Annotated in this window: 21 protein-coding genes; 9 read left to right on the forward strand and 12 right to left on the reverse strand. The window is 70.0% G+C overall.

Annotated features, from left to right (window positions below; all coding sequences use genetic code 11):
* Nucleotides 1-3 precede the first annotated feature (3 nt).
* The 4 genes from BMZ45_RS16030 to BMZ45_RS16045 all read left to right on the forward strand — a co-directional run bounded on the left by BMZ45_RS16030 (nt 4) and on the right by BMZ45_RS16045 (nt 3498).
* The gene (locus tag BMZ45_RS16030) at nt 4-603 is read left to right on the forward strand and encodes a hypothetical protein (protein ID WP_217643219.1); all 600 of its coding nucleotides are present in this window, start codon (nt 4-6) and stop codon (nt 601-603) included.
* A gap of 65 nt (nt 604-668) precedes the next feature.
* Nucleotides 669-2030, forward strand: a complete 1362-nt coding sequence (locus BMZ45_RS21860) for an NIPSNAP family protein (RefSeq protein ID WP_217643220.1) — start codon at nt 669-671, stop codon at nt 2028-2030.
* A gap of 102 nt (nt 2031-2132) precedes the next feature.
* Nucleotides 2133-2831, forward strand: a complete 699-nt coding sequence (locus tag BMZ45_RS16040) for a helix-turn-helix transcriptional regulator (protein ID WP_091637535.1) — start codon at nt 2133-2135, stop codon at nt 2829-2831.
* A gap of 277 nt (nt 2832-3108) precedes the next feature.
* Nucleotides 3109-3498 (forward strand): HU family DNA-binding protein, encoded by a 390-nt coding sequence (locus BMZ45_RS16045; RefSeq protein ID WP_091637536.1) that lies wholly within the window; start codon nt 3109-3111, stop codon nt 3496-3498.
* Nucleotides 3499-3738: 240 nt separating this feature from the next.
* Here BMZ45_RS16045 and BMZ45_RS16050 read toward each other — a convergent pair whose 3' ends face one another.
* Together BMZ45_RS16050 and BMZ45_RS16055 are read right to left on the reverse strand one after the other, a co-directional pair.
* Nucleotides 3739-4371, reverse strand: a complete 633-nt coding sequence (locus BMZ45_RS16050; protein ID WP_091637537.1) for a response regulator transcription factor — start codon at nt 4369-4371, stop codon at nt 3739-3741.
* Nucleotides 4368-5504 (reverse strand): sensor histidine kinase, encoded by a 1137-nt coding sequence (locus tag BMZ45_RS16055; protein ID WP_091637538.1) that lies wholly within the window; start codon nt 5502-5504, stop codon nt 4368-4370. Before BMZ45_RS16055 ends, BMZ45_RS16050 begins: the two co-directional genes overlap by 4 nt.
* A gap of 145 nt (nt 5505-5649) precedes the next feature.
* Here BMZ45_RS16055 and BMZ45_RS16060 point away from each other — a divergent pair, with 145 nt between their 5' ends.
* Both BMZ45_RS16060 and BMZ45_RS16065 read left to right on the forward strand, forming a co-directional pair.
* A complete protein-coding gene (locus BMZ45_RS16060) occupies nt 5650-6375 on the forward strand; it encodes a hypothetical protein (RefSeq protein WP_091637539.1) in 726 nt (241 codons plus the stop codon).
* A gap of 144 nt (nt 6376-6519) precedes the next feature.
* Nucleotides 6520-7911, forward strand: a complete 1392-nt coding sequence (locus BMZ45_RS16065) for an FAD/NAD(P)-binding protein (protein WP_091637767.1) — start codon at nt 6520-6522, stop codon at nt 7909-7911.
* Nucleotides 7912-7953: 42 nt separating this feature from the next.
* Here BMZ45_RS16065 and phhA read toward each other — a convergent pair whose 3' ends face one another.
* Nucleotides 7954-8847 carry a phenylalanine 4-monooxygenase gene (gene phhA, locus BMZ45_RS16070; RefSeq protein ID WP_091637540.1) on the reverse strand — a complete coding sequence of 298 codons (894 nt, stop codon included), beginning with the start codon at nt 8845-8847 and terminating at the stop codon, nt 7954-7956.
* Nucleotides 8848-8995: 148 nt separating this feature from the next.
* Here phhA and BMZ45_RS16075 point away from each other — a divergent pair, with 148 nt between their 5' ends.
* Nucleotides 8996-9472, forward strand: coding sequence for an Lrp/AsnC family transcriptional regulator (locus tag BMZ45_RS16075; RefSeq protein WP_056177346.1), 477 nt, complete (start codon nt 8996-8998; stop codon nt 9470-9472).
* A gap of 136 nt (nt 9473-9608) precedes the next feature.
* On the opposite strand, the gene BMZ45_RS16080 is transcribed toward BMZ45_RS16075, so the two are convergent.
* The 3 genes from BMZ45_RS16080 to BMZ45_RS16090 form a co-directional block, all read right to left on the reverse strand.
* A complete protein-coding gene (locus tag BMZ45_RS16080; RefSeq protein WP_091637541.1) occupies nt 9609-10301 on the reverse strand; it encodes an aspartate/glutamate racemase family protein in 693 nt (230 codons plus the stop codon).
* Nucleotides 10302-10377: 76 nt separating this feature from the next.
* Nucleotides 10378-10965 carry a hypothetical protein gene (locus tag BMZ45_RS16085; protein WP_091637542.1) on the reverse strand — a complete coding sequence of 196 codons (588 nt, stop codon included), beginning with the start codon at nt 10963-10965 and terminating at the stop codon, nt 10378-10380.
* A gap of 186 nt (nt 10966-11151) precedes the next feature.
* The gene (locus BMZ45_RS16090) at nt 11152-12813 is read right to left on the reverse strand and encodes a M28 family metallopeptidase (protein ID WP_175489106.1); all 1662 of its coding nucleotides are present in this window, start codon (nt 12811-12813) and stop codon (nt 11152-11154) included.
* 364 nt (nt 12814-13177) lie between these two features.
* Here BMZ45_RS16090 and BMZ45_RS16095 point away from each other — a divergent pair, with 364 nt between their 5' ends.
* Nucleotides 13178-14920 (forward strand): phosphoethanolamine transferase, encoded by a 1743-nt coding sequence (locus BMZ45_RS16095; protein ID WP_091637544.1) that lies wholly within the window; start codon nt 13178-13180, stop codon nt 14918-14920.
* Between the two features lie 10 nt (nt 14921-14930).
* On the opposite strand, the gene BMZ45_RS16100 is transcribed toward BMZ45_RS16095, so the two are convergent.
* The 3 genes from BMZ45_RS16100 to BMZ45_RS16110 form a co-directional block, all read right to left on the reverse strand.
* Entirely contained in the window at nt 14931-15503 is a 573-nt protein-coding gene (locus BMZ45_RS16100; RefSeq protein WP_091637545.1) for a cysteine hydrolase family protein, read from the reverse strand.
* 20 nt (nt 15504-15523) lie between these two features.
* On the reverse strand, nt 15524-15895 hold the full coding sequence (locus BMZ45_RS16105) for a hypothetical protein (RefSeq protein ID WP_091637546.1): 372 nt from the start codon (nt 15893-15895) through the stop codon (nt 15524-15526).
* Nucleotides 15896-15976: 81 nt separating this feature from the next.
* Nucleotides 15977-16741 (reverse strand): rhomboid family intramembrane serine protease, encoded by a 765-nt coding sequence (locus BMZ45_RS16110; protein ID WP_091637547.1) that lies wholly within the window; start codon nt 16739-16741, stop codon nt 15977-15979.
* Nucleotides 16742-16879: 138 nt separating this feature from the next.
* Between BMZ45_RS16110 and BMZ45_RS16115 the strand changes: the two genes are divergently transcribed.
* Nucleotides 16880-18049: a class I SAM-dependent rRNA methyltransferase gene (locus BMZ45_RS16115; RefSeq protein WP_091637548.1), complete on the forward strand. Its 1170-nt coding sequence runs from the start codon at nt 16880-16882 to the stop codon at nt 18047-18049.
* 671 nt (nt 18050-18720) lie between these two features.
* Here the strand turns inward: BMZ45_RS16115 and BMZ45_RS16120 are convergent.
* The 3 genes from BMZ45_RS16120 to BMZ45_RS16130 form a co-directional block, all read right to left on the reverse strand.
* Nucleotides 18721-19047 carry a hypothetical protein gene (locus BMZ45_RS16120; RefSeq protein WP_091637549.1) on the reverse strand — a complete coding sequence of 109 codons (327 nt, stop codon included), beginning with the start codon at nt 19045-19047 and terminating at the stop codon, nt 18721-18723.
* 114 nt (nt 19048-19161) lie between these two features.
* The gene (locus tag BMZ45_RS16125; protein ID WP_217643221.1) at nt 19162-19860 is read right to left on the reverse strand and encodes a hydrolase; all 699 of its coding nucleotides are present in this window, start codon (nt 19858-19860) and stop codon (nt 19162-19164) included.
* A gap of 28 nt (nt 19861-19888) precedes the next feature.
* Complete coding sequence (locus BMZ45_RS16130; protein WP_091637550.1) at nt 19889-20824, reverse strand: DMT family transporter; 936 nt, start codon at nt 20822-20824, stop codon at nt 19889-19891.
* Nucleotides 20825-20908 lie beyond the last annotated feature (84 nt).

Genomic DNA, 20908 nt, shown 5'->3' on the forward strand with positions numbered 1-20908 from the left:
AGCATGGACCGGCAACGACGACGAATCCTGCAATGGGGCATGGCCGCCCCGGCGGCGGCGATGGCCGCCACGCTGCCCGCGATCGTGTTCGCGCACGCCGCCTCCACTCCAGCGACAGGAAGCTCCGCCATGCTCGAACGCGACGGCCGCCACGATTTCGACTTCTATCACGGCCGCTGGCAGGTCAAGAACCGCCGCCTCAAGGAGCGCCTGGCCGGCAGCGACGAGTGGATCGAGTTCGACGCCATCGACGAATGCAAACCGGTGCTCGGCGGCCTGGGCAGCATGGACCGCTACACCACCGACTGGGGCGGCGGCATCGTCGGCATGGCGCTGCGCCTGTACCGTCCGCAGACGCGGCAGTGGCACGTGTACTGGGCCAGCGACCGCGACGGCGTGCTCGAACCGCCGCTGATCGGCGCCTTCCGCGACGGCGTGGGCGTGTTCGAGGGCCAGGAGGCGCACCAGGGCCGCATGCTGCCCTCGCGGGCGGTCTGGTCGGAGATCACCGAACGCAGCCTGCGCTGGGAACAGGCGCTGTCGCCCGACGGCGGCAAAACCTGGGAAACCAATTGGGTCATGCACATGACCCGCCTGGCTTGAGACGACGCAGTCCCTACGCACGATTCCGTGAACCCCAGGCGCGCACCGCGCGCAGCGAGACAGTCATGAACGACAGCACGCCAGCCAACGACGGCCGCCACGATTTCGACTTCTTCCACGGCCGCTGGACCATCCGCAACGAACGCCTGCGCGCACGCCTGGTCGGCTCCACCGACTGGGAAGTGTTCGAGGCCACCCAGAGCTGCGAGCCCATCCTGGGCGGGCTGGGCAACGTCGACGACTTCGTCACCGATTGGGGCCGCCCCGGTCGCGGCGAGAAGTTTCTCGGCATGACCCTGCGCCTGTTCAACCCGCAAACCCGGCAATGGAGCCTGTACTGGGCCGGCAACCACGACGGCGTGCTGGAGCCGCCGGTGGTGGGCGCGTTCAAGGACGGCGTGGGTACGTTCGTCGGCGCGGCCGAGCACGAAGGCCGGCCGGTGCTGGCGAAATTCACCTGGGACCAGATCAGCGCCAACGCGGCGCACTGGCATCAGGCCTTTTCCACCGACGGCGGCAAGACCTGGGAAACCAACTGGCATATGTGGATGCGCCGCGTCGACGAGAACGGCCGCCTGGTCCACGACGACGCGGTGATCGAACTGCGCCAGTACCAGATGCAGCCGGGCCGTCGCGACGAGTTGGTCGAGCTGTTCGAGCGCGAATTCGTCGAGACCCAGGAAGCGGTCGGCATCCACGTGATCGGCCAGTTCCGCGACCTCGACGAACCCGACCGCTACGTCTGGGTGCGCGGGTTTCCCGGCATGCGCGAGCGCGCCGCCGCGTTGAACTCGTTCTATTTCGGCCCGGTCTGGCAGCGCCATCGCGACGCCGCCAACGCGACCTTGCTGGACAACGACAACGTGCTGCTGCTCAAGCCCGCGCGCGCGGGTTCGGGCTTCAAGCCGGCCGCGTCGGCGCGCGCGCCGGTGGGCGCCGATACGCTGCCGCCATCGGTCTATGTGGCCGGCATCTGCAGCTTGAACGCGCCGGCCGAGGACGGTTTCGACGACCTGTTCGAGTCCGCGTTCGCGCCGCTGCTGCGCGGCTCCGGCGCCGAACTGGTCGCGACCTACGTCACCGACGCCTCCGAGAACACCTTCCCGCGCCTGCCGGTGCGCGAGGGCGAGCGCGTGTTCGTGTGGTTCGCACGCTATGCCGACGAGGACCATTGGGCGCAGGCCACGCGCAGCCTGAACCTGGATCCGCGCTGGCGCGAGGTGCTGGTGGACGCGATGTTGGGCGATCTGGCCGCGGCGCCGGTGCTGCTGCGGTTGGGCCCGTCGGCGCGTTCGGAACTGGCCGATGCCGACGGCCCGCAACAGGCCGCGGCGGCCGCGGTGGCCCGCGCGATGGCCATGGCCGGCGCGGTGGGCGGCCCGAAGCACGGCCGCGATTCCGACGCGGAGCTGGCGGTCGCGTCCTAGGACCGTGGCGATGCACGCACCTGGCCCGACCGAGGCCCCGCCCCTCATGACCCGCCGCCACGCGCGTGTTGAGCCCGAACGCGTGGCGCGGGATCATGCGGCATGCGCCGTGCCGACCGACTGTTCCTGCTGATCCATGCCCTGCGCGGACGCCGCCAAGCGATCACCGCCCAGCAATTGGCCAAGACGCTGGCGGTATCGCTGCGCACGGTCTACCGCGACGTCGCCGACCTGCAGCGCTCGGGCGTGCCGATCGAGGGCGAGGCAGGCGTCGGCTACGTGTTGCGCAAGGGCTCGGACATCCCGCCGCTGATGTTCAGTCCCGACGAGCTCGAAGCCCTGGTGGTCGGCACGCGCTTCGTGCGCGCGTTCGCGGGCGAACGCCTGGGCGAAAGCGCGACCGCGGCGCTGCTGAAGATCGAGGCGGTGCTGCCGCCGGAGCTCAAGGACCGCAGCCGCCGCACCCGCATCTTCGCGCCCCAGCTGGGCAACCGGATCGAGGCCAGCGGCCTGATCGACGCCCTGCATGGCGCGATCTCCGACCTGCGCGTGCTGCGCCTGCTGTACCGCGACAACGAGGCGCGCGCCAGCCAGCGCGAGGTCGAGCCGCTGTGCCTGTCGTTCTGGGGCGGCAGCTGGACCCTGGGCGCGTGGTGCCGCCTGCGCGGCGACTTCCGCAACTTCCGCCCCGACCGCATCGTCGAGTACGCGCCGACCGGCGAAACCTTCGGCGACAGCCGCGAGCGCGGTCTCGACGCCTACCTGCGCTCGGTCGGTGCCAATCCCGCCGACGCCCGCTGACGCCGCCGCACGCGGCGTTGAACGCGCCGCGACGGTCGGAAAGGGCGCATTCGGGTCGCATCGGCGGTGCCCGGCATACCGGCGCGCATGCCGGCTACGGGGCGATTCCCGGCCGTTTTTTTCCCGTATCGGCGACCGCTCGGGCGCGACGACGAAAAAAAAGCGCTTTTTCCGCCATTCGGCGCTTGGCGTGGCCGCGATGTTGCCCTACATTCCGCCTTGCCGAAGGGGTTTCCTGGCAAACCATCCATTCATCGAGTACCACCGGGACAAATAAATGGCGACGAAGAAGAAAGTTGTTGCGAAGAAGAAGGCCGCTCCGAAGGCTGCTGCCGCCAAGCCGGCCGCGCCGAAGCCGATCAAGGAAGCCCTGAGCAAGTCGGGCCTGGTCGCGCATCTGGCCGAAGCCACCGGCGTGGTCGCCAAGGACGTGCGTGCGGTGCTGAGCGCGCTGGAAGGCGCCGTGCACGCTTCGATCAACAAGAAGGGCGCGGGCGCGTTCACCCTGCCGGGCATTCTGAAGATCACCGCCGTCAACGTGCCGGCCAAGCCGAAGCGCAAGGGCATCAACCCCTTCACCAAGGAAGAGCAGTGGTTCGCTGCCAAGCCGGCTTCGGTCAAGGTCAAGGTGCGTCCGCTCAAGAAGCTCAAGGACGCCGCGGCCTAATCGCCCGTCCAGCGGAGCGCGGCCTGGCGCCGCCTCCGCACGCCGCACCCTCTTCCGTCCGCGGAAGAGGGTGTGCGCTTCCACCCGGTCCGCGACCGCGGTCTTAAGCATCCCTACGATTTGAATTCGGCGCACGGCCTCCGTGTGCGTAGCCGTGCTTGTCTTCCCCCTTTGGAAAAGGGGGATTGAGGGGGATTTGCTCTTGGCGCCGCTTCGTCCTCCACGCGTACGCACCGCCCCTCAAATCACCCGCAGCGTAATCGCCTTCAACACCGCCCGCGTGCGATCGCGCGTGTCCAGCTTCTCCAGGATCACCGACACGTAATTCTTGACCGTGCCCTCGGCCAGGAACATCGCGCGCGCGATCTCCTTGTTCGAATAGCCGCCGGCCATCAGCCGCAGCACCGAGACCTCGCGCTCGGTGAACAACGCGCGCGGGGCGTCGTCGGCGTGGTAGCGGTAGCGCGCGCGCACCGGTTCGGTGCTGACCGGCTGCAGCAGGGTGTCGCCGGCGGCGACGCGCACGATCGCGTCGTACAGATCCTCCGGGGCGGCGTCCTTGAGCAGGAAGCCCTGCGCGCCGGCCTCGGTCGCGCGCAACAGCAGATCGCCGTCGTCGAAGGTGGTCAGCAGCAGCACCGGGGTGCGGTCGCCGCGTTCGCGCAGGCGCACCAGCGCCTCGATGCCGTCCAGACCGGGCATGCGGATGTCGCTGAGCACCACGTCCACCGGCGTGTCGTGCAGGCCGTCCAGCAGGGCCTGGCCGTCGTCGGCCTCGAAGGCGATGCTCACGCCCTGCAGTTCCAGCAAGGCGCGCAGGCCGGCGCGCACCAGCGCCTGGTCGTCGGCCAGGGCGATCTTCGGGCCGCTCATGCCGGCAGCTCCGCTTCGATGCGCAGCGCGCCGCGCGCGGTGGTGTGCAGGGCCAGGGTGCCGCCGGCCGCAGTCACGCGTTCGCGCATGCCGGCCAGGCCGTTGCCCTCGTGCAGGGTGCCGCGCACCTGGCCGTCGTCCTCCACGCTGATACGCAGCCTGGCGCCGTCGCGGCCGATCGCGACCCGCACGCGCTCGGCGTCGGCATGGCGGGCGCTGTTGGTCAGCGCTTCCTGGACCAGGCGCAGGATGGTCTCGGCGATCGCCGGGTCGGTGAGGTGGACGTCGTCGGCGATGCTCAGCTCCAGGCGTGGGCGCGGCATCGGCGCGGCCAGCGCGCGCAGGGCCACGCCCAGGTCCAGCCCGCGGGTGTCGCGCAGGGCCTGGACCACGTTGCGGATGTCGCCCAGCAATTCGCCCGACAGGCGCTGCGCGATCGCGATTTCGGGGCGCTTGGCGTAGTCCGGATCGGCGGCCAGCGCGCGCAGGTTCAGGGTCATGGCGGTGAGTTTATGCCCGGCCACGTCGTGCAGTTCGCGCGCCACCCGCAAGCGCTCGGCGTCGCGCGCGCTGTCGGCCAGCAGCGCGCGCGTGGCCAGCAGGTCGGCGTTGACGCGCGAAAGCTGGTCGCGCGCTTCCTCGGCGCGGCGCGCGTAGTGCGCGATCAGCGACGAGAAGGCCTGGAAGCCGGCGAAGATCAACACCACGATCAGGGCCGCGTTGTGGCCCGATGCGCGCAGCACCAGGAACAGGCCCAGGTCGATCAGCAGCATCGCCACCAGGGTGATGCGCGCCGGATAGATCATCGCCAGCTGCGCCGACAGAATCACCAGCAGCGCCGGCGTGGTGCCGCCGCGCGGCGCCAGCCAGGTCAGCGCGAGCGCGCAGATCGCCTCCGTCGCCAGCAACAGCGCGGTCAGCGCGCGCTGGTTGCGCGGCACGAAGTCGCCGATCAGGAAGGCCAGGCCGAAACCGGCCATCGCCAGCCATTGCCAGGCATCGTCGGCGCGGTTGTCGAAGCGCAGCGACAGGCCCACCGCCAGCCAGGTCAGCAACGCAGGCAGATTCAGGGGTTGGAACACCACGCGCAGGAACGCGTTGTCCAGGATCGCTCGCAGCCAGGATGACGTCATGCCCGCATGCTGCGGGCGGACGCCGCGACTGGCAATGCCCGTTCGGCGAAAGGTGACTTCCGGCAGGTCGCCTCGGTGACTGCGGGCACTGCGTCGGCGCGGCGTGCGGCGCGAGGCTGTGCGCAACCGCCAAGGAGCCGCCGTCATGAGCGCTTACTCGATCCTGGTCGCCGTGCACGGAAGCATCGGCGTGCTCGCCCTGGGCACGTTCTGGGCCGCCGCCGCGCTGCGCAAGGGCAGCCCGCTGCACCGCCGCTTCGGCCAGGCCTATCTGCTGGCGATGGTGGGCATCCTGATCACCGCGGTGCCGATGGCGGTGGTGCGTTATCTGCAGGGCCAGCTCTACATTGCGGTGTTCCTGGGCTATCTGGTCGCGATCACCGCCAACGGCGTGTGGTCGGCCTGGCGCGCGATCCGCGACAAGCACGATGTCGCGCGCTACACCGGACCGGTCTACGTCGCCTCCGGCCTGCTCGCGGCGCTGGCCGGCGTGGGCGTGCTCGCGCTGGGCGTGCACGACGGCTCGCCGCTGTTCATCGGCTTCTCCGCGATCGGCTTGTACATCGGCTACGACACCTTGAACAAACGCCTGCATCGTGCGCGCCTGGCCGCACGCCCGCGCTGGTGGCTGAGCGAGCACTACAGCGCGATGCTGGGCAACGCCATCGCCACCCACGTCGCCTTCCTGGCGATCGGCTTGCCGCGCCTGCTGCCGGCGGTGGACGGCGTGGCCCTGCACTACTTCGCCTGGTTCGGACCGCTGCTGGCGGCGGTGATCGCCAAATGGGTGCTGGATCGCAGGTATGCGCCGGCGCGGCGCGCGCCGGTGGCGGTTACCGCGCCGGGCGCCGGAAGTTCGCACGCGCTGTGATCGCGGCCGCGCCGGCGAGATTCCGTTCGGCTATGTGCCTGTGCCATTTCGTTGGGTGAGCGGCCCGCCCAAATAACCCGCGCTTTACCCGCCCGCCGGCGCGATCCACTAGAACGGAGCCTCCCCCCACGTGAGGCGATGCGCATGCGGATCACGATCATCGGCGCCGGCTTCAGCGGCAGCGCCCTGGCGAGCGAACTGGCGGCGCAGGCCGGCCCCGGCGTCGACATCACCCTGGTCGGCGTGGCCGACAGTTACGGCCGCGGCGTGGCCTACGGCGAGGCGCGACCGGAGCATCTGCTCAACGTGCGCGCGCGCGACCTGGGCGCGACGCCGGACTATCCGGGCGAGTTCGCCGATTGGCTCAATCTCACCGAGCGCGCGCGCCAGAGCTTCCTGCCGCGGCTGCTGTACGGCGAATACCTGCACGCACGCCTGCGCGCCGCCGCCGACACCAGCGCCGCCACGTTGCATCTGGTCGAACAGGAGGCGATCGCGGTCGAACGCAGCCCTGGCGGTTTTCGCGTGCATCTGGCCGACGGCAGCGATTTTTTCAGCGAACGCGTGGTGCTGACCTTGGGCGCGCTGCCGCCGCAGGCGCTGGCGGGCGTGGGTCCGCGCCTGGCGGTGCATCCGAGTTATCTGGGCTGGCCCTGGCAGGACGGCGCGATCGACCGCATCGCCCCGGACGCGCGCCTGCTGGTGGTCGGCACCGGCCTGACCATGGCCGACGTGGTCGCGACCCTGCGCCGGCGCGGCCACACCGGCCCGATCGCCGCACTGTCGCGCCATGGCCTGCTGCCGCGCCGGCATCTGGACGAGGCCAGCGCGCCGATCGCCTTGCCGCCCACCGTGCTGCAGGCCCTGAACGCGCACGACCTGGGCCAGTTGCTGCGCTCGCTGCGCATGCTGCTGCCGATCGTGTCCGACTGGCGCAGCCTGATCGACGCGCTGCGCCCGTATCTGCAGGGATTCTGGCGCGACCTGCCGGAGCCGCAGCGCGCGCGCTTCCTGCGCCATCTGCGTTCGTACTGGGAGAGCGTGCGCCACCGCCTGGCGCCGCCGGTCGCGGCCGAACTGGACGCACTGCAGGTCAGCGGCCAGCTCACGGTGCGCGCGGGGCGGTTGCTGCGCGCGCGCCGCGGCACCGACGCGGTCGAGGCGCTGATCCGCGAGCGCGGCCAGACCCAGGTGCGCAGCGAGACCTACGACGTGCTGATCCGCGCCACCGGCTTCGACACCGACATCGAACGCACCACCCATCCGCTGATCGCGCACCTGCGCGAATCCGGCCTGATCAGCGCCGATCCGCTGGGCCTGGGCCTCAACGCCTCCGAACGCTACGAAGCCCTGGACGCGAACGGCGCGCCGGTGCGCGGCTTGTACTGCCTGGGGCCGCTGCTGCGCGGGCGCTGGTGGGAGATCACCGCGGTGCCGGAGCTGCGTGTGGCGGCGCGTGCGCTCGCGCGTCAGCTGTCGGCGGCGGCCGAAGGCGCGCAACGGCCGGCGCCGTTGGCGCTCGCGGCGCGGGGTTGAGCGCCGTTCGACTGGAGCAGGGCGCGCCGTGAGCGCGCCCGCTCAGACGTCGCCGTCGTTGAGCCAGCCTTCGCCGGTGCCGCGGTTGTAGACGGTGTCGCCGGCCAGCACTTCGCCGGCCGGCACCGAGCCCTGCGCGGCGAGCTGCGCGTACAGCGGGGTGAAGTCCGGCGCGGTCGCTTCCATGAGCTGCTCGAAGCTGTCGATCACGAAGTAGGTCTTCTGGTAGGTGTCGATGCGGTAGCGCGTGCGCATGATCCGCTCCAGATCGAAGCCGATGCGGTTGGGCGCGTCCGAGTCCAGGCAGTAGATCGACTCGCCCTTGGACGAGACGATGCCGCTGCCGTAGATGCGCAGGCCGTCGGCCTGCTTGATCAGGCCGAATTCCACCGTGTACCAGTACAGGCGGGTCAGGTTGACCAGCGCGTCGGGCCCGATCGCGTGCGCTTTCACGCCGCCGCGGCCGTAGGCCTGCATGTAGTCGGCGAACACCGGATTCATCAGCAGCGGCACGTGACCGAACAGATCGTGGAACAGATCCGGCTCGCTGAGGTAGTCGATCTGCTCGGGCTTGCGGATCCACCAGGTCACCGGGAAGCGGCGGTTGGCGAGGTGATCGAAGAAGGTCAGTTCCGGCAGCAGGCCCTCGACGCCGACCAACTCCCAACCGGTGGCGGCGCGCAGCACCGCGTTGAGGTCTTCGAACTTGGGAATGCGATCGGGCGTCATGTGCATGGCGCGCTGCGCGGTCAGGAACTCGTCGCTGGCGCGACCGACCAGGATCCGCTGCTGGCGCTCGAACAGCTGCGCCCACACCGCATGGTCGCTGGCCGTATAGCTCGACCACGGCTGCTCCACCACGGCGGTCGTATAGACCGGCACGTAGCCCTTGTCGGTGAGCTGGTGTTCGACGCGCTGCGGCGTGGTGGCGTTCATGGCGGGGTCCTGGTGGATCCGCGATTCGTTGGATCGCGGCTCGACTTAGGACTTTAGCCCCGGATTCGCGCAATAAGCTTGCGTTGTTGCGCTAGAACTCGGTTACGGCGCATGATTATTGCGTGTTTAACGATTTGATTGCACGAATATGCCCGCTATCGAGCTGGATCGCACCGACCTGTTGCTGCTGGCCGAACTCCAGCGCCAGGGCCGCCAGACCAATGCCGAGCTGGCCGAGCGCGTGCATCTGTCGGCCTCGGCCTGCCTGCGCCGGGTCCAGCGCCTGGAGCGCGAGGGCGTGATCGCCGGCTACCGCGCCGAGGTCGACCCCGAGCGCCTCGGCCTGGGCCTGCAGGCCTTCGTGCGCGTGCAGCTCAACCACCACGACACCGACGCGCTGGAGTTGTTCCGCCGTTTCGTCAACGAATGGGACGAGGTGGTCACCTGCCATGCGCTGACCGGCGACATGGACTATCTGCTGCTGGTCGCGGTGCGCGACCTGGAGCACTTCTCGCACTTCCTGCTCGACCGCCTGCTCAACCAGGCCGGCGTGGCCGACGTGAACTCCAGCTTCGTGCTGCGCACGGTCAAGGCGTTCCGCGGGCTGCCCTTGCCGGCGCGGTGATCGTGTCGATGGTGGCGATGCGGTTCGCTGCGCTCACCACATCCTACGGTCGACCTCGTAGGCATGCGCATTCGTAGGATGCGGTGAGCGCAGCGAACCGCATCATCGCGCCAAGCCGAATGCCCGCGCCGCTCGCTTACTCGATCGCCGCCAACGCCGCCGCGCGCGCATGCAGGGCCGCGGTGTCGAACACCGGCACCTCGACATCGTCCGCTCCGATCAACAAGCCGATCTCGGTGCAACCCAGGATCACGCCCTGCGCGCCGCGCGCGACCAGGCCGGCGATGATCTCGCGATAGACCTGGCGCGAGGCGTCGCGGATCGTGCCCAGGCACAGCTCGTCGTAGATCACCCGATGCACGCGTTCGCGTTCGTCCGCGTCCGGCACCAGCACCTCCAGGCCGTGGCGTTCGCTCAGGCGCTGGCGGTAGAAGTCCTGCTCCATGGTGAAACGCGTGCCCAGCAGGGCCACGCGCTGGAGGCCGGCGGCGCGGATCGCCGCGCCGGTGGGGTCGGCGATGTGCAGCAGCGGCAAGCCCGAGATCGCTTCGACCTGCGCGGCCACCTTGTGCATGGTGTTGGTGCAGATCACCAGCAGCTCGGCGCCGCCCAGGCGCAGGCCGCGCGCGGCCTCGCCCAGCACGCGCCCGGCCTGCTCCCAGTCGCTGGCGTGCTGCAGGCGTTCGATGTCGGCGAAGTCCACGCTGTACAGCAACAGCCGCGCCGAATGCAGGCCGCCCAGGCGTTCCTTCACGGTCTCGTTGATCTGGCGGTAATAGGGAACCGTCGATTCCCAACTCATCCCGCCCAGCAGGCCCAAGGTCTTCATGTGGCGAGTATAGGCAAGCCCGTCGGCGGTACGGCGCGCGGCGGACCGCATCGTCATACCTGGGTCGGCCGCTCGATCAGATCTCGACGAAGTACGTCGCCAACCCGATCAGCACCATCAGCCATAGCAGCGCGCCGGCCAGCAGCCACAGGTAGTTGGCCCAGGTGAAGTGGCGGTTGGATTCGCCCTGCGGATCGCCGCTGGCATGATTGGCGGCACGCTGCAGGCTCAGCAGGCTGACGCCGAGCGGAACCAGCAGGACGAGGCTGAGCATGTCCGTATACGGTGAGCCGATCTCACGCCCCGCGAGCCGGTCGAGCACGCCGCTGGCCAGTTTTGAAATCACGTAGATCGTGGCGGCCGTAGCGGGCGACCAGTCGCGACGCAGGCCGCGATCGCGCAGGGCCGCATCGAAATGCCCGGCCAGCGCATGAGTGAAGAAAATCGAGAAGATCGCACGCATGACCGGCCAGACCGTCTCGCCGGTCTGACGGCGGTAGCGGGCCCATTGCATGTAGAACCAGTACAACTGGTACAGGCCCAAAGTGCCGAAGAACAACAGGCCGAACTTGAGCGGGGACACCACATAGAAGCTACGCGCGGCTACGGCAGGGCCGGTGTCGAAGACCTCGCTGGCCGGCGGTGCATAAAGGTTGTCTTCCATGGGATCCGAGTGCGCTTGAACCGGCCTGAAGAATAATGCAGCGACGGGCCCGCTGGCAGGATGTCGTGCGTCCAGTGCGCGCATGGCCTGGCTTGCACATGCCGATCCGATCGGCCTATGTAGGATGCGGTGAGCAAAGCGAACCGCATCGCGCGTACCGGAAGTGCGTCGAAAGCGGGGTCGCGCTCAAGGTTCGTGGGGCTGGTTCTGCTGCGCACCGAAGCGTTGTCCGAAGAAATCGCCCGCGTTCCAGGCCGGGCGCTGCGGCGCGTCGCCGATCAGCTGGCCCAGGCGCGCGTTGAGCCGCGCCAGGCGCGCGGCATCGGCGTAGTGGATAGGCTGACGCGTGTCGTCGCTGGGCTGGTGATAGCGCAGGCGCAGATACTCGCGTTGGGCCTTGCGCGGATCGTCGCCCAGGCCCGCGCCCTCGATGCCGCCGTTGAGGTAGACCGCGGGCACGCCGGCGCGGATGAAGGCGTACTGGTCGCTGCGCACGAACATGCTCAGCTCCGGCGCCGGGTCCGCCGACAGCTTCACGCCGGCGTCCTGCGCGGCCTGGCGCAGCAGCGGCGCCAGGCTGGAGTGCTCGATCCCGATCGGCACCGCGTCGCGCGTCGGCGCCAGCAGCAGCGGCATGTCCAGATTGAGATTGGCCACCAGCGGGCCGCTCACGGTCGGGTGTCGGACGAACCATTGCGCGCCGAGCAGGCCTTGTTCTTCGCCGGTGACCGCGACGAACAGCAGCGAGCGTCGCGGCGCGGCCGGGGCGACCGCCAGCTTGCGCGCGGCCTCCAGCATCACCGCCACGCCCAATGCGTTGTCGATCGCGCCGTTGTAGATCGCATCGCCGTCCACCGGCGGCCCCAGGCCGACGTGGTCGAGGTGGGCGCTGAACACCACGTGCTCGTCGGCCACGGCGCGGTCGCCGCCGGGCAGGCGCGCGACCACGTTGCGCGATTCCAAGGGCGCGATGCGGTTGCGCGCGGCCAGCACGATGCGGCCGGGCAGCGCGTAGCCGCGCAGGCGGCCGGCGTCGGTGGCCTGGTAGAGCTCGGCCGCGGTATGGCCGCTGCCGGCCAGCAGCACGTCGGCCACCGCCGCGCTGACCCGCGCCACCACCTGCAGCTGCGGCGTGCTGTCGATCGCGCGGCCGTCGGCGCCGCGCAGGCGCATGCCCGGTCGCTGCCAGTCCTCGGCCGAGCGCGCCCAGGGATAGGTCTGTTCGTCGCCGGTCGTCGCCACGAACACCGCGCCGACCGCGCCGCGCTCGGCCAGCGCGCGCAGCTTCTCGTCGGTGCTGGAATAGAACGCGCGCTGGTCGGGTGCGAAGCGCGCCGGCGCGCCGCCGAACAGCACGGCGATCTTGCCGCGCACGTCCAGGCCGGCGAAATCGTCCTGGCCCAGCTCCGGCGCGTGCACGGCCTGGGCCACGAACACCGCCGGCGCCTCCACCCGCGCCTGCGGGCGATCGAAGTTGAGCAGCGGCAGGAACTGGTCGCGAAAGCGCAGCGCGGTGGTCGCGCCGTTGCGTTCGATCACCAGTTCGTTGCCCTCGGGCAGGCGCTGCGCGCGCAGCAGCGGCACGCGCTGGGTGTAGCCGCCGCGGTCGCCGGCCGGGTGCAGGCCCATCGCGCGCAGGCGCTGGGCCACGTACAGGGCGGCCAGGTCGTGGCCGCGGCTGCCGGTCTCGCGCCCTTCGAGCAGATCGTCGGCGAGGTAGCGCACATCCGCCTCGATCCGGCGTGCGTCGGCCGCGGCCGACGCGTCGTAGCCCTCGTCGGAAGTTTGGGGCGCGCGCTGGCAGGCCGCCAGGGCGAGCAGGCACACGGCGGCGGCGGCAAAGCGCATGCAGGGTTCCGGTCGCAAGGCAGTCGCGACGCTAGCATCGCGGGTGGGCATCGGTGGCGGCCTGCGGAGGCCGCCGATGTGACGAAGAAGTGAAATCGACGCGCACGATCATAAGCGGACCGCGTCCGTGGCCGCTGACCGGCACGCAAAGTTCAGCCCCATCAAGCGCTTGCATTAGGCAGCGCGCGCCGCCGCCTTCGCCAATGGCTGAACCTCCGTTAAGACTTGGCGCCAGTCGCGCATACAACGTAGCGAACTAAAGCGCATTACGTGTGCGCATTCTGCGCATCACAGCGAATCCTTAACGCGTAGGGGAAATCACCTACTTAACGTCCATCGCCACTCAGGCTTCCAGGGCGGCGATATGAGACTCAGCGCAACGGCGACGGCGTCCGCTCGTGGACCGGGCTGGCCTGCCGCGCTCACGCGTTGGGCGACTCTGATCGCGGTCGCCGGCCTCAGCGCGGCGCTGATGCTCAGCGACGACTTCCTGCAGCAGCTCACCAGCCCGCACAACCTGGCGCGCCTGCAGTTGCCGTGGGTGCTGGGCTTGTTCTTCATGCACCTGTGCCTGTGGCTGGGCGGCCGCCGCTGGGCCGCCAACGCGCTGCTGAGCGTGTTCGCCCTGATGCAGCTGCTGCAGCTGTGCCACATCGCGGCGATGGGCCGACCGCTGACGCCGGTGGACCTGGCGATGATTCCGCGCGAGACCCCGGACATCGCCGAGGCCACGCTGGCGGGTGCGCGCGCGCACTGGCCGACCCTGCTGACCGGCGCCCTGCCCTATGCGCTGCTGTTCGCGCTCTACAACCTGGGCCTGCCGCGCCTGCCGCTGCCGCGCGCGCCGATCGCGCTGCTGGTGCTGGCCGTGGCCCTGGCGACCAAGCCGTACAAGGCCAGCCAGCGCGCGATGCCGCAGTACATGCCGGCGCCCGCGCGCAGCTCGCTGCACAACTCGATCAACAGCTTCAGCTTCTATGCCGTGAATCTGGTCGGCAAATCGGTGCAGTCCTACGATCTGCAGTACCAGCCGTATCGGGTCGCGCGCACGCCCGTCGCCGAGCAGGACCTGCCGCAGAACGTGTGGCTGGTGATCTTCGATTCGACCCGCAGCGACCACTGGGGCCTGACCGGCTACGCGCGCGACACCACGCCGACGATGTCGCAGTGGGTACGCGACGGACAGGCGCGCTGGCACCACGGCATCGCCGGCGCCACCGCGACCTCGGCTTCGCTGGCGCTGCTGATCAATGGCGTGCGCGAGCCCGGCAACCTGGGCCAGCAGCGTTCCTACCAGACCAACCTGATGCGCTTGGCCAAGCGCGCCGGCTACCGCACCTACTGGCTGTCCACGCAGAGCGGCAACCTGCTCAACGAGCTCGACGTGGCCAGCATCGACGTGGTGCGCACGCGCGACACCGACACCAAGCGGGTGATCGAGGCGCGCGACGACGCGGTGCTGGAGATGGCCAAGCGGATCACTCCGGGCACGCGCAACTTCGTGGTGATGATGTTGCGCTCGGCGCATCTGCCCTACGAGAAGAACTACGCCCAGCACGGCCAGCGTTACGCGCGCTGGCCGACCGCGGCGACCCTGCCGTTCGCGACCCGCCAACGCAACGCCTACGACAATTCGCTGCTCTACCAGGACGCGCTGACCGCCCAGCTGTACCGGCACTTCGAACGCCTGCCCGGCAAGGGGTTGTTCGTGGTCACCTCCGACCACGGCCAGATGCTGGGCGAGGGCGGCGTGTGGGGCCACAACGTGCTCACCCCGCAGGTCGCGCGGGTGCCGGTGCTGGTGCGCAGCCGCGGCCTGGTCGATCGGCTGCCGCCCGGCAACGGCGGCTGGATCAGCCACTACGGCCTCGGCCACGCCCTGATGGCGCAGCTGGGCTATCGCATCGACAACCCCAACGCCGAGCCCGGCGTCGACTATCTGCAAGGCTCCAATCTGTACACCGACAACCCGTTCCGCGGGGTCGGCGTGCGCGACGGCCGGTTGGTGCTCGGCGGCCTGTCCAGCCTGGGCGAGCTCGATCGCAATCGCAGCGTCTACGCGCAGCTGCGTTCGAACGGATCGCCGGCGGTGCGCGCCAGCGAGTAGCCGGCGGCGCTCAGCGCAGCGCAGCGTTGCGGTCGCCGGGGTGCCTGCGTTCGAACTGGATCTGCGCGCTGTCGACCGCGCGGATCTCGACGCCGAAGCTGACGATGTCCGACAGGGTGACGTTGTGGTGCTCGCGGATGCGCGCGGCGGTGAGGTGCGGCTTGTCGTGGGTGGTGTGGGCGTCGGCGGCCAGGGTCACCGGATAGCCGAGCGCGGCGGCGCGGCGGGTGGTGGTGTCGACGCAGAAATCGCTGGCGTAGCCGCCGATCACCAGGCGATCGACGTCCAGCGACTGCAGCAGGTCTTCCAGCGAGGTGCGCAGGAAGGCGTCGGGGGAGGTCTTGCCGACGATCAGATCGTCGTCGTGGACGTCGAGCTGGGCCTGGAACGCCCACCCCGGCGTACCCGGCTCCAGCAGGGTGCCGATGCGTTCGTGACGCACGAAGATCACCGGCGCGCCGGCGTCGCGCGCGCGCGCGATCAGCGCGTTCAGGCGCGCGATCACGGCGTCGGCGTCGTCCGGGCGCGGCTCGCCGTCGAACAGGCCGCTTTGCACGTCGATCACCAGCAGGGCGCAGGTCATGGCCGACTCGTTCGTGACATTCAGGGCGAGCGCCAGGTGCCGCCCGCGCTTTCGCAGCTGCGCTGGGTGACGACCAGGGTCTGCGCGTTGCGGCCGTAGTAGTAGGTGCGGACCTTGCGCCCCATCGGGTTCTCGCAAATGCCCTGCGGGTAGGCCGGACAGGCGCCGCTGACGGTGGCGGTGGCGCTGCCGCCGACCGACTTGATCGAGGCGGCGTTGGATTCGCACTGCATCTTGTAGGCCCCGTCCGGGCTGGCCGCATCGACTTCGCTGCAGTCGGTGAACGACATGCCGGACAGCTGGCCCTGGATCAGGCAGGCGCCCTTGGCGGCGGCGAGCGGGCTGGCGAGCAGCAAGGCGCTCAACAGCAGGGCACGGGAAACGAGGCGCATCGGGCGGTTCCTTGTGGCCGGAAAGGCTGCGGTCGAAGCGCCACTCTAGCCTGCCGCCGAGACGGGGTTAAGTCGTGGCGTTCACGGTTCGCGCCGCGGCGGAAAGCGCAGGACCACGCCCTGCTCCGGATCGGGACGGTTCCACAGCACCGGCACCTCGCGCGGGCTGGGCGGTTCCAGCTCGTCGTTGGCCGGCACCATGCTGTCCTCCTCGTCTTCCCAGCTGTAGCGCTTGCGCGGCGCCAGCGGATCGCTGCGGCGGAACAGGAAGGCCGCGATCACGCCGGCGACCGCGCCGCCCAGGTGGGCCTGCCAGGAGATGCCGGGCTCGCGCGGCAGGATGGTCAGCAGCATGCCGCCGTAGAACATGAAGGCGATCATGGCCGCCGCGATCGAGGGCCGGTCGCGGCGCAGCAGGCCCAGCACGAACACCAGGAACATCAGGCCGTGGGTGAGGCCGCTGGCGCCCAGGTGATGGCTGCCCGCGCTGCCCAGCAGCCAGGCGCCCAGGCCGGAACCCAGCCAGATCAGCGGCAGGGCGCGCAGGGTCGCGCGCGGGTAGACCCCGCCGGCCAGCAGGCCCAGCATCAGCAGCGAGATGGCGTTGGTGGCCAGGTGCTCGATCGAGCCGTGCAGCAAGGGCGCGGTCAGCAGGCCGAGCAGGCCCTCCAGCGACCAGGGCTGCACCGACCAGGCGCCGACGTCGAACTGGCCCTGCGCGCTGTAGACCGCCGCCAGCACCAGCACGAAGGCCAGGCTGGCGTTGAGGGCGCGCACGAAACGGCCGCGGTCGGCCGCGCGCTGGGCCGGGGTGTCGGGCGGGGCATCGGGAGTGGGCAGGTGCATGTTTGCGAGATTGGCACCGCCGGGCGCGAATACAAGCCGGGCGAGGCGGGCCAGTTTGTCCCGCCGATGGGACACGGGCGCCGGCGCACGCCGCACGCAAATCCCCGGAGCCGCGCACAACCCGCGTAAAATGCGTGGATGAACAACGATCTGCCTACCGTACGCCTCAAGAACGCCTGGAAATCCACCCATCCCTGGATCTTCCAGCGTCTGGTCGACAAGCCCGCCCAGCGCCCCAAACCCGGCTCCATCGTCGACGTGGTCGGCGTCGACGGCGAATGGATCGGCCGCGGCTTCTACAACGGCCACTCGCGCATCGCCCTGCGCATGCTAGACAACGACCCCGATGCGACCATCGACGCCGACTGGTTCGCGCGCAAGATCGCCGCCGCGGTCTCGCTGCGCCGCGACGTGCTGCGCCTGGACGAAGTCAGCGACGCCTGGCGCGTGGTCCACAGCGAAGGCGACGGCCTCAGCGGCCTGGTGGTCGATCGTTACGGCGATCTGCTGGTGGTCGAATACTTCAGCGCCGGCGCCTTCCGCTACCGCGAATGGATCTACGACGCCCTGCGTGCGCAGTTCCCGGGCTGCCGCTTCTACGCCTTCGCCGACGAGCACGTGCAGAAGCAGGAGAGCTTCGACTTCCGCGGCACCGAGGCGGTGCCGCCGGCCACGATCACCGAATACGGCATCCGCTTCCGCGCCGACCCGGCCGGCGCGCACAAGACCGGTTTCTTCGCCGACCAGCGCGAGAACCGCGAATGGCTGTCGCGCCAGGTCGCCGGCAAGCGCGTGCTCGACCTGTGCTGCAACACCGGCGGTTTCGGCGTCTACGCCAAGGCGCGGGGCGCCGAGGAAGTGATCGGCGTGGACATCGACGCCGACGTGATCAACATCGCCAAGGCCAACGCCAAGCTCAACAACGCCCACGTCAAGTTCGTCCAGGCCGACATCTTCCCTTACCTGCGCGACATGGGTAATGCGGGCGAGCGCTTCGACGTGGTGATCCTGGACCCGGCCAAGATGACCCGCGACCGCGAGCAGGTGATCCCGGCGCTGAAGAAGTACCTGGACATGAACAAGCTGGCCCTGGGCGTGGTCAAGCCCGGCGGCCTGTTCGCGACCTTCTCGTGCACCGGCCTGGTCAGCGAAGAGCAGTTCCTCGACATGATCCGCCGCGCTGCGTTCTACGCCGGCCGCACCGTGCAGGTGCTGAAAGTCTCCGGCGCCGGCGCCGACCACCCCTGGCTGGCCCAGGTGCCCGAGTCGCGCTACCTCAAGGCGGTGTTCTGCCGCGTGCTGGACTGACCCCCGCGTCGCGCCTGCTGCTATCTGCAGGCGTGGCGCAGCCCCCGCCTCCTGTGGGAGCGGCGTGAGCCGCGATCGAGAAACCCGCACGCCCACGACCACCCTCCCGCCCCTGTAGGAGCGGCGCAAGCCGCGACCGCGAAACCCGCACGCCGACGACTCGTTCCCGCCTTCGTAGGCGCAACGCAGCCCCCGCTTCCTGTGGGAGCGGCGTGAGCCGCGATCGCGAAAGCCGCACGTCGACGATCACTCGCCCGCCCCCTGTAGGAGCGGCGTGAGCCGCGACCGCGAAACCCGCACGCCGACGACTCGTTCCCGCCTTCGCAGGCGCAACGCAGCCCTCGCTTCCTGTGGGAGCGGCGTGAGCCGCGATCGCCCGCCGGCGTCGCTGCGATATCCGCGCGAATCTGCACGCGGTGCACGCGCGATGGTGAGAGCCGCGGCCGCGCGCCTTGTCGCGATCGCGGCTCACGCCGCTCCCACAGAAGGCACCGCAGGCATCGCGGCTCACGCCACTCCCACAGAAGGCACCGCAGGCATCGCGGCTCACGCCGCTCCCACAGCAAGCACCGCAGGCATCGCAGCTCGCGCCGCTCCCACAGCAAGCACCACAGGCATCGCAGCTCACGCCGCTCCCACAGCAAGCGCCGCAGGCGCGAACGCCTGCGCCGCTAGGTCGCCAGCGCGTAACTCGCCACCGCCACCGCCACGCCCGCCACCGCCAACGACACCAAACTCAAACGGCGCGCGTGGCGCAGCCGCTGCTCCAGCGTCATCGACGCTTCCTGCAGCGTGGCCAGGGTCTTCTGCATCTCCGCGGCCAGCACCTTGATCGATTCGGCGTTCTGCGCGGCCACGTCCTGCAGCTCGGTGATCTGCACCGCGACCACATCGGAAACAGCGGCGTTGGTCTGCTGCGGCGCGCGCGTGAAATAGGGCCGCGCCAGGCGCAGGATTTCGGGGATCAGCGGGGCGGCGACGGTAAACCAGGCGGCCATGACAACTCCGGGCGGCGCGCGTGGACGGCGCCGCGATAGCTAAGGAAGCCGTCACTGTAACGCCGACGGCCGCAACGCCGTGTGGCGATGCGGCCGTCGAGCGCGCGCGGGCGCTTACTTGCGCGGCGCGACCATGGACTGGTGGTAGTCGATGCCCTGGCCCCAGCCGCCGCCATGTTCCTGGGCGATCTTCTGCACCTGCGCGCCGGTGTTGCCGCGCGCCCAGTCGCCCTGCCATTCCAGCATTACCGCCATCCACGTCACCGGCACCGCGCCGGCCTGGATCATGCGTTGCACCGCCATCTCGTGCGATTCGCGATTGACGTCGCCGCTGGCGTCGACCACCACGTACACCTCGTAACCGTCCTTGAGCGCCGCAAGCACCGGCAAGGTCACGCAGCTGTCGGTCCACAGGCCGCTGACCAGCAACTTCTTGCGCCCCGTGGCCGCGATCGCCGCACGCAGGCGCGGCTCCTGCCAGGCGTCGATCGACGTGCGATCGAACGGCGTCAGCTCCGGACGCGCCTGGGTGAGTTGGCGGAAGAACGGGCCGCCGAAACTCTGCGCGCTGATGGTGGCGTAGAAGGTCGGCACGTCGAAGGTTTTGGCGGCCTTGCTCAGCCCGACCGCGTTGTTGATCAGCTCCAGCACCGGGATCGACTGCACCGAGAACACGAACTGCGGTTGGTAGTCGACCATCAGCACCACGCTGTTGTCGCGGGTGAGCGGGTCGCGCAGGTCGGCGTGGGCGGGCGCGGCGGCGAACAGGGCGAACATCGAGAGCAGGGCGGTACGGACTGGCGACAGACGCATGACGGGATTCCGAGTGGAGGGTGGGGATTCAGCGCGCGCCGTTCAGGGCCGGCAGCGCGGGGCTTACGGCGACCGTCGCGTTGGCGGCGACGACGCGACGGTTGGCGAGCACGACGCCGGCGAACACCAGCGCCAGCGCCGGCACGAAGCTCCAGCCCAGGCGCTCGCCGAACAGCACGGCGCCCCAGACCACGCCGGTCAGCGCGATCACGTAGCCGATCTGGCTGTAGGCGACGGAGTCGGCGATGCGTTGCAGGGCGGCGGCGGCGACGTTGGCCGACAGGGTGACCAGCACCATCGCCAGCAGCAGCGGCCAGGACGCGGCCAGTTGCTCGACGCTCGCGCGCTGGCCGCTCACCGCGATCAGCGGCAGCACCGCCAGCGCCTGCACCAGCATCGTGCCCGCGCTGGACATCGGCGCGCTGAGGCCGGTCGGCCAATGACGGCTGCGGTAGACGTTGCCGATCGCCAGCAGCACCGGCACGCCCAGGGCCACGGTCAGCGCCAGGGCCTGCTCGGCCTCGACCGCTTTCGCGCGCGGCACCAGCACCAGCAGCACGCCGAGCAGGCCCAGGCCGGTGCCCAGCATCGCGGTCGGCGACGGCCAGCGGCGCTCGACCAGGGCGTTGAACAGCGAGGTGAACATCGGCGACAGGGTCACCACCACGGTGAAGATGCCGGCTGGGATGCGCGCCAGCACCCAGTTGCCGAGCAGGGCCGAGCCGGCGACCGCGATCAGGGCGGCGATCAGGTAGAAGCGGCGCGAGGCCGGGTCCAGCGGCAGGCGCGCGCCGCGCGCGCGCTGCACCGCCAGCAGCACCGCGGCGGCGCCGGCGGTCTGGATCAGGGAAACAATCAGCGGGCTGAGGCCGCGCCCCAGCAGCAGCTTGCTGATCACGAAGATGGCGCCGACCAGGCTGCCGGCCAGAAGGGTGAGAATCAGGCGCTTCGTGGTGAGGTTCATGGCGTCGTAGCGGGGCCTAAGGGCGGGAACGAGGCCAAATTAAGGATTTAGGGCCGGCGGATAATCGGCCCGTGGGTAGTTAAA

It is taken from the genome of Lysobacter sp. cf310 (genome assembly GCF_900114355.1).
GTDB lineage: Bacteria > Pseudomonadota > Gammaproteobacteria > Xanthomonadales > Xanthomonadaceae > Lysobacter.

Coding starts and splice junctions, on each gene's coding strand:
- BMZ45_RS16030 (WP_217643219.1), top strand. CDS start 4: ATGGACCGGCAACGACGACGAATCCTGCAATGGGGCATGGCCGCCCCG.
- BMZ45_RS21860 (WP_217643220.1), top strand. CDS start 669: ATGAACGACAGCACGCCAGCCAACGACGGCCGCCACGATTTCGACTTC.
- BMZ45_RS16040 (WP_091637535.1), top strand. CDS start 2,133: ATGCGCCGTGCCGACCGACTGTTCCTGCTGATCCATGCCCTGCGCGGA.
- BMZ45_RS16045 (WP_091637536.1), top strand. CDS start 3,109: ATGGCGACGAAGAAGAAAGTTGTTGCGAAGAAGAAGGCCGCTCCGAAG.
- BMZ45_RS16050 (WP_091637537.1), bottom strand. CDS start 4,371: ATGAGCGGCCCGAAGATCGCCCTGGCCGACGACCAGGCGCTGGTGCGC.
- BMZ45_RS16055 (WP_091637538.1), bottom strand. CDS start 5,504: ATGACGTCATCCTGGCTGCGAGCGATCCTGGACAACGCGTTCCTGCGC.
- BMZ45_RS16060 (WP_091637539.1), top strand. CDS start 5,650: ATGAGCGCTTACTCGATCCTGGTCGCCGTGCACGGAAGCATCGGCGTG.
- BMZ45_RS16065 (WP_091637767.1), top strand. CDS start 6,520: ATGCGGATCACGATCATCGGCGCCGGCTTCAGCGGCAGCGCCCTGGCG.
- phhA (WP_091637540.1), bottom strand. CDS start 8,847: ATGAACGCCACCACGCCGCAGCGCGTCGAACACCAGCTCACCGACAAG.
- BMZ45_RS16075 (WP_056177346.1), top strand. CDS start 8,996: ATGCCCGCTATCGAGCTGGATCGCACCGACCTGTTGCTGCTGGCCGAA.
- BMZ45_RS16080 (WP_091637541.1), bottom strand. CDS start 10,301: ATGAAGACCTTGGGCCTGCTGGGCGGGATGAGTTGGGAATCGACGGTT.
- BMZ45_RS16085 (WP_091637542.1), bottom strand. CDS start 10,965: ATGGAAGACAACCTTTATGCACCGCCGGCCAGCGAGGTCTTCGACACC.
- BMZ45_RS16090 (WP_175489106.1), bottom strand. CDS start 12,813: ATGCGCTTTGCCGCCGCCGCCGTGTGCCTGCTCGCCCTGGCGGCCTGC.
- BMZ45_RS16095 (WP_091637544.1), top strand. CDS start 13,178: ATGAGACTCAGCGCAACGGCGACGGCGTCCGCTCGTGGACCGGGCTGG.
- BMZ45_RS16100 (WP_091637545.1), bottom strand. CDS start 15,503: ATGACCTGCGCCCTGCTGGTGATCGACGTGCAAAGCGGCCTGTTCGAC.
- BMZ45_RS16105 (WP_091637546.1), bottom strand. CDS start 15,895: ATGCGCCTCGTTTCCCGTGCCCTGCTGTTGAGCGCCTTGCTGCTCGCC.
- BMZ45_RS16110 (WP_091637547.1), bottom strand. CDS start 16,741: ATGCACCTGCCCACTCCCGATGCCCCGCCCGACACCCCGGCCCAGCGC.
- BMZ45_RS16115 (WP_091637548.1), top strand. CDS start 16,880: ATGAACAACGATCTGCCTACCGTACGCCTCAAGAACGCCTGGAAATCC.
- BMZ45_RS16120 (WP_091637549.1), bottom strand. CDS start 19,047: ATGGCCGCCTGGTTTACCGTCGCCGCCCCGCTGATCCCCGAAATCCTG.
- BMZ45_RS16125 (WP_217643221.1), bottom strand. CDS start 19,860: ATGCGTCTGTCGCCAGTCCGTACCGCCCTGCTCTCGATGTTCGCCCTG.
- BMZ45_RS16130 (WP_091637550.1), bottom strand. CDS start 20,824: ATGAACCTCACCACGAAGCGCCTGATTCTCACCCTTCTGGCCGGCAGC.